The sequence below is a fragment of the Thauera terpenica 58Eu genome (assembly GCF_000443165.1).
Lineage (GTDB): Bacteria > Pseudomonadota > Gammaproteobacteria > Burkholderiales > Rhodocyclaceae > Thauera > Thauera terpenica.
This window is the reverse complement of sequence record NZ_ATJV01000064.1, coordinates 24082-30375: the sequence shown is the minus strand read 5'-3', so window position 1 is coordinate 30375 and position 6294 is coordinate 24082. Positions and strand designations below refer to the sequence as shown.

6 protein-coding genes are annotated in these 6294 nt (G+C 62.8%); 4 read left to right on the top strand and 2 right to left on the bottom strand.

Going from position 1 to position 6294, the window contains the following annotated elements; translation table 11 throughout:
- Positions 1-182 precede the first annotated feature (182 nt).
- Together M622_RS32865 and M622_RS32860 are read right to left on the bottom strand one after the other, a co-directional pair.
- The gene (locus M622_RS32865) at positions 183-1520 is read right to left on the bottom strand and encodes a heavy metal sensor histidine kinase (protein WP_021249919.1); all 1338 of its coding nucleotides are present in this window, start codon (positions 1518-1520) and stop codon (positions 183-185) included.
- A gap of 2 nt (positions 1521-1522) precedes the next feature.
- Positions 1523-2209: a heavy metal response regulator transcription factor gene (locus M622_RS32860; protein WP_002924878.1), complete on the bottom strand. Its 687-nt coding sequence runs from the start codon at positions 2207-2209 to the stop codon at positions 1523-1525.
- Between the two features lie 169 nt (positions 2210-2378).
- Between M622_RS32860 and M622_RS32855 the strand changes: the two genes are divergently transcribed.
- The 4 genes from M622_RS32855 (at position 2379) to M622_RS32840 (ending at position 6289) form a co-directional block, all read left to right on the top strand.
- Positions 2379-2717 carry a DUF4148 domain-containing protein gene (locus M622_RS32855; protein ID WP_002924873.1) on the top strand — a complete coding sequence of 113 codons (339 nt, stop codon included), beginning with the start codon at positions 2379-2381 and terminating at the stop codon, positions 2715-2717.
- A 614-nt stretch (positions 2718-3331) separates the two neighbouring features.
- The gene (locus M622_RS32850) at positions 3332-4600 is read left to right on the top strand and encodes a TolC family protein (protein WP_021249917.1); all 1269 of its coding nucleotides are present in this window, start codon (positions 3332-3334) and stop codon (positions 4598-4600) included.
- 16 nt (positions 4601-4616) lie between these two features.
- Positions 4617-5180 (top strand): hypothetical protein, encoded by a 564-nt coding sequence (locus M622_RS32845; protein WP_021249916.1) that lies wholly within the window; start codon positions 4617-4619, stop codon positions 5178-5180.
- Positions 5177-6289 carry an efflux RND transporter periplasmic adaptor subunit gene (locus tag M622_RS32840; protein WP_002924861.1) on the top strand — a complete coding sequence of 371 codons (1113 nt, stop codon included), beginning with the start codon at positions 5177-5179 and terminating at the stop codon, positions 6287-6289. The genes M622_RS32845 and M622_RS32840 overlap by 4 nt, the downstream gene beginning before the upstream one ends.
- Positions 6290-6294: the final 5 nt, after the last annotated feature.

Below are 6294 nucleotides of genomic sequence, written 5' to 3'. Positions count from 1 at the left end.
ACGCTCAACCGCCCCCAAGTGCGCGATACAGTTCACTATCGCCTGATGCTTCGCACGCGTCGTCTGACTGAGGCCGAGTTCGCTGCCGAAGATCTGACGCTCGGCGTCGATGACCTCGAAGTAGCTGAAACTGTCTCTCGAGTGCCCAAGCGCTGGCGGCGGTGACAGGCCGGTCGTGGCCGTTATGAACAGCTATCCATAACGGTCATGTTAAGACCAACGCTCGTCGTTCCGGCAGCTGACCGCACAAAGGTGGCGCCGCCATGCATTCGCGCGATCGCAGCTACGATCGCCAAGCCGAGCCCGTGGTTATGGTCGCGATGTTCGCGGGCCCCATCAACCCGATAAAAGCGGTCGAATAGACGAGGCAAATGCTCCGGGGGGATGACAGGGCCCGTGTTGCTGACAGACAGGCAAATGCGGCCATCCGCGTCCTGCTTGATATCGACCTCGATTACCGATCCGCGCTCTGCAAAACGGGTCGCGTTGGCGAGCAGGTTCGATAGCGCACGCCTAACCAAACCAGCATCGACTGTGCCCATGCCGTCACCGCGTAAGCGCGCAGTCACGCCGGCCTCCTGCATTGACGCTTCGTGGAATTCGATGACCTCGGACACCAGTTCGGCCAGGCTATCCACACGGTGGCGACGGGCGCGCTCCCCGCGATCGGCCCGGGACAAGAACAACATGTCATTGACCAGCCCCGCTAAAAGTTGAAGATCCTCGAGGTTCGATCCGAGCACATCGCGCAGTTCGGCGACATCGCGCTGACGACTCAGCGCTAGCTCGGTCTCACCAATCAAGGTCGCCAGCGGTGTGCGCAGCTCGTGAGCGACATCGGCGTTGAACCCTTCCAGTTGTTGATATGCGCGGTTCAATCGAACCAGGAGCGCGTTGAATTGTGTGACCAACGGCTGAAGCTCCTGTGCCTGGGCGGAGCCGTCAAGCGGCTGTCCAACGCTTTCCGGGCTTAGGGCCGCTGCTTGTCGAGCCAGGTCGCGAACAGGCAAGAGCGCTCTACGAACGAGCCATGCGCCGCCCACTGAGATGGCCGCCGCTCCACCAAGGGCGCTCGCGAGTAGCGTCCAGGCCAACTGCTCCAAAAGCAGCGCGTCGGCGCTGCTGTCGAGCATCAATTCGGCGCGCAGCATGGTTGTGGGCGACCATGGCACGGAGATTTCGAACTCATCCCGCCGCAGGATTGCGCCGGGGCTTGAACGCGCCGGAGTTGCGTACAGAAGAGCGTCAGATCCCTGGATCAGCCGTAACTCGAGGTTGGCATGGCCCACAAAGAAGTCGTCGAGCTTGTGACGCAGGCTCGGCAACGCGTCCCGCGTTGCAATCTCGCCGACGAGATGGCGCACTATGTCCCGCTTGTGCCGCAGTTCGTCCGTCTGCTTGTTGGAGAGATTTAGACTCGCGCCCACGTAAACGATCGAGCAGACCAAGCCGAGCCCCAGCGAGGCCAGCACGGCGAGCCACCACGATAACCAGCGGCTAAGCGAACGCGGATTGCGCATTCTCAGGGCTTCCGGTCCTCAAGGACGTATCCCATGCCGCGCACGGTATGCAACAACTTCTTCTCGAAAGCGTCGTCGATCTTGCCGCGCAACCGGCGCACCGCAACTTCGACCACGTTCGTATTGCTGTCGAAATTCATGTCCCACACCTGCGCTGCGAGCGCGGTACGGGAAAGGACCTGCCCTTGCCGGCGCAGCAGCAACGTCAGCAACGTGAACTCCTTGGCGGTCAGGTCGAGGCGCTGCCCGGATCGTGACGCCTTGCGCCGAACCAGGTCGAGTTCGAGGTCCGCCAAACGGAGCACCGTTGAATCCTGGCTATCCGAGCGCAAGGCACCGCGCCGCAACAAGGCCTGCACGCGAGCGAGCAACTCGGACAGTGCAAACGGCTTCACCAGGTAATCGTCGGCACCCGCCTGCAGGCCTCTGACCCGATCCTCGACCTCGTCCCGCGCGGTCAGCATCAGGACGGGTACGTGTTTGCCCCGACGCAGTTCTTGCAAGACGGCATAGCCATCCAGCCCCGGAAGCATGACGTCGAGGAGGACGAGGTCGTAATGCCCTTCGGTCGCGAGATAGCGGCCATCCGTGCCGCTGTGCGCGACATCCACGATGTAATTGCTTTCGGTGAGCGCCCTGCGTAGGTATTCGGCGAGCTTGGGCTCGTCTTCCACAACCAGAATCTTCATGCAGCGATTATCGCGGAGATGCCGAAACCATCACATTACGAAATCGTAATCTGGCAGTTCGCGATTCGACGAGGATGGACCCTTAAAGTCCGCGACGTGTTCGGTGCAAGGCGACGCCAAGCGGCTTATGCCGAACGCCACCTCTCACGTTGAACGAAGGAGTCTTGTCATGTCGAAAACCCGCACCACTGCCCTTTTTTCGCTTCTTGCTGCCGTCCTTGTCGTTCCTGCGGCTGCGCAAGCCAGCTCGCTGTGGCATCCCGCTCCCGGCGAGCAGGGGTTCACGTTCCATCCGGATCACTCCACGAGCACGAAAACCCGCGCCGAGGTGTTGCGCGAGCTCGAACAGGCAAAGGCCGATGGCAGCTATTTCTACCTGCAGCGTGGCCTCGCGGTGCCCTCGCGTGCTTCCGGACCCGGCAAGACCCGTGCAGAAGTCCTCAAGGAGCTGGTCGACATGACCCCGACAGAGCGCGCGTACATGAATGAACTGTACAGAGGCTCCTGAAGCCACCTATCGGCGCGAGACGTCGGGCCGTCCAGGCGTTTCGCCCAGCAGGTTCTCGTAAAGCGCCGTTTGGTCTGCCCATTGGTACCGTCGCTGTCGACGATAGCAAATCCTTATTGATAGAATCCGCGCCATGCGTCGTTGGCTTGCGATTTTCCTCTTGATCCTGCTGCCTGCCCAACTGAGTTGGGCGGCGGTGGGCGATTACTGCGCGCACGAATCCGGTGCCGCAGCCAATCATTTTGGTCATCACGCGCATCGTCACACCGAAGATGCAAAAGGCAAGGAAAAAGGGGGCTTGACGAAGGGCGCACACGCAGACTGCGCATCGTGCCAGGTGGTGGGCTCTTCAGCAGTAACGAGTGAGTCCAGCGCGCTATTCACACAGCATCAGGCATCCCTCCCCATCGGCGTCACACCTGGGTGCTCACTTGCTGAGCATCCCGCAGAGCCCGAACGCCCTAAATGGGCCCGCCCAGCCTGATCGGCAGGGCGGTCGCCTTCATTCCCTCTTGATGTTCCTACCGCTTTGAGCGGTAGCGTCACGCGTCCATTGCGATCGGTCCGATCGCCCTCTGCCGATTCCCCGTCTCTTTCCATCAACGGAGAATTGGATGTTTCAGCAACTTCGTCTCAAATGGCTGTCAGGGCTAATACTCGGCCTTGCCGCCACTGGTGTCTGGGCGCAGCAGCCCGCCCCCTCGGCTCCAAATATCGCCCTATCCCTCAAGCACGCTTTCGAGGCAGCATGGGCACGCCAGCCTGAAGCGCTGTCGCTCACGACTCAACAGGAAGCGGCGCAAGCGCGCCGCGACAGTGCCGACAGTTGGTTTGTCGAACCGCCCGCCCTAGAGGTAGCCGGCAAAACCGATCAGTTGGACAGCAATCGCGGGAGCCGTGAGTACGAGGTCGGCATCGCGGTTCCGATTTGGCTGTCGGGCGAACGTTCGAGCACTGCAGCCCTCGCCACTGCCGAAATAGCTGCCACGGCGAGCCGGGCTCGCGGCGCGCAGCTGCGCACCGCTGCAGCGGTACGCACAGCATATTGGGATTGGCAACGCGCGCGCGTAGATGTGACGCTGGCGAGGGCGGGTCTCGAGAACGCCCGCGAACTGGCCGCCGACGTGGCCAAGCGCATCAAGGCGGGTGATCTGGCGCGCGCAGATCAGCATCAGGCCGACGGTGTGCAAGCTACAGCTGAAGCCGCCGTCGCCGAGGCAGAAAGCGCCCTTGCAGATGCTGCACAGCAGTTGCGCACGCTCACTGGAATCGGGCCAGAACGCTCATCCAGCGGGATGTCTGCGCCGGAGCCCGTCCCCTCCGCTGCGACACCGACACAGATTCTTGAGACGGCGCACCCTGCAGTGGCCGAGCTGCGTGATCGGGTCGATGTTGCGCGGCGCACGATGACCCTTGCCAGCGTTCAGGGCCGCGCGAATCCGGAGTTGAGTGTCACGACCACCCGCGAACGCGGCGCATCGGGTGAATCCTGGGAACAGACGGTCACGCTGGGCTTGCGCATTCCGCTTGGTTCCGGTTCGCGCAGCCGGTCCCGCGTTGCAAGCGCCAATGCAGAGGCCATCGAGGCCGAGGCGCAACTCCAGATCGAACTCGAACGTCTGCTGGCCGAAACAGAGATGGCGCACCAGCGCGTCGAATTGAGACGGCAGCAGGTCGCCGCTGCTGAACGGCGCTCTGAGCTCGCACAGGCTTCACGCGGCTTCTTCGAGAAGGCGTTCCGCCTCGGTGAGGCCGATCTGCCGACCCGTCTGCGCATCGAATTCGAGGCGGCCGAAGCTGAGCGCGAGCGCGCGCGCGCGCGTATTGATCTGGCAGCCGCCATCTCGGCCCAGCGCCAAGCGTTGGGCCTGCTTCCCGAATGAATAACAGGATCCCCAAATGAAATCCACTCATACCCTCGCGGCATGGAGCCTCGCTGCCGTGCTTGTCGGGCTTGCCCCGCAAACGCTGGCCGGTGACGGACACGACCATGGAGAAGCGCCCGCGACCACGGCGGGCCCGGCATTGCCGCGATTTACCGCCGTCTCGGAACTCTTCGAGCTGGTCGGCGTAGTGAATGGCAAGAACGTCACCGTCTATCTTGACCACTTCGCTGACAACAGTCCGGTCAAGGACGCAAAGGTCGATCTGGAACTCGATGGGAAGGCCGTTGCGCTCACGCCCCATGCCGACGGTGAGTTCGAGGCCACGCTCGAGGAGACGCTCAAGCCGGGTGTCGTCTCTGTCACGGCAACGGTGATTGCCGGTCAGGACGCCGATTTGCTCGCTGGTGAGCTCGACTTGCATGAGACCGCCGCCGAGGCGCACGAAGAGGTTGCCGAATTGGACATGAAACCCTACGCAATTGGGGCAGGCGCGGGGGGGCTTGTGCTAGGCCTCATCGGCTGGGTTGTGCTTCGCAAGGGGAATTCGCGTAATCGCTCGACTGGAGGTGCCGCATGAAGCTGAGCGTACTGTTTGCTGCGCTGGCGCTGGTATCGGCCAGTGCCTCGTGGAATGCCTTTGCTGGCGAAGGCCATGATCATGGCGATGAAGGTCCAGTTGTGGCAGGAGGCAATGGGCCACAACGGCAAGCCGATGGCAGTGTCTTTCTGCCAAAGCCGGCACAACGCCAGATCGGTGTTCGCACGTTGGTTACGGAAGCCGGCGAATTGCCGCGTACCACCGCGCTGGCCGGCAAGGTGGTCATGGACCCAAATGCCGGCGGAAAGGTGCAGGCCATGGTGGCTGGGCGCCTGGAGGCGGGCCCGCAGGGGTTGCCAAGCGTCGGTCAGGCCGTGAAGAAGGGGGACGTGCTGGCTTACGTTAGTCCTTCGACGGACCAGATCGAGCGGTCTAACCAGATGGCGCAATTGGCCGAGCTGCACGCGGCCAGGGCCCTTGTGGAAAAGCGCCTTGCGCGTCTGAAGGAACTCGCCGACACGGTACCGCGCAAGGAGATCGAGGCGGCCGAAAGCGAGCTTGCCAGCCTGAGGGCCAGATCGAAAGCGATCGGTGGTGGCCTCAATGCCCGTGATGTCCTGACCGCACCCGTCAGCGGTGTGATCGCATCGACTAACGCCGTGTCAGGCCAAGTGGTCGATGCGCGCGAGCTCGTGTTCGAGATCGTCGACCCGAAGCGGCTGCGTGTCGAGGCGCTCTCCTATGATCCAGAAATAGCGGCGGATGTCGCCTCTGCAAGTCTTGCGGTCGGCGACCAGCGGATCCCGCTCACCTTCATCGGCGCCGCCCGCAGCCTGCGCGAGCAGGCCTTGCCGCTCACCTTTGCAGCCGAAGGGGAAGCGCTGGCCTTTCTTGCCGTGGGGCAGCCGGTCGAGGTCTTCGTCCAGTCGCGCAGCACGCAGCAGGGTGTAAGCGTTCCCGCAGCATCGGTGCTGAAGAATTCGGCAAACCAAACCATCGTCTGGGTAAAGACGGCGCCCGAACGTTTCGAGTCCCGGACCGTCACGATCGCGCCGCTGGACGGCGTGAACATTGCGGTGACGTCCGGCCTCGAAGCCGGCGAGCGGGTCGCCTCCCGTGCCGCCACGCTGATCAACCAGATCCGCTGACCGGG

Bases quoted from the DNA above. Each gene is read 5' to 3' on its own strand.
- M622_RS32865 (WP_021249919.1), bottom strand. From the start codon at position 1,520: ATGCGCAATCCGCGTTCGCTTAGCCGCTGGTTATCGTGGTGGCTCGCC.
- M622_RS32855 (WP_002924873.1), top strand. From the start codon at position 2,379: ATGTCGAAAACCCGCACCACTGCCCTTTTTTCGCTTCTTGCTGCCGTC.
- M622_RS32850 (WP_021249917.1), top strand. From the start codon at position 3,332: ATGTTTCAGCAACTTCGTCTCAAATGGCTGTCAGGGCTAATACTCGGC.
- M622_RS32845 (WP_021249916.1), top strand. From the start codon at position 4,617: ATGAAATCCACTCATACCCTCGCGGCATGGAGCCTCGCTGCCGTGCTT.
- M622_RS32840 (WP_002924861.1), top strand. From the start codon at position 5,177: ATGAAGCTGAGCGTACTGTTTGCTGCGCTGGCGCTGGTATCGGCCAGT.
- M622_RS32860 (WP_002924878.1), bottom strand. From the start codon at position 2,209: ATGAAGATTCTGGTTGTGGAAGACGAGCCCAAGCTCGCCGAATACCTA.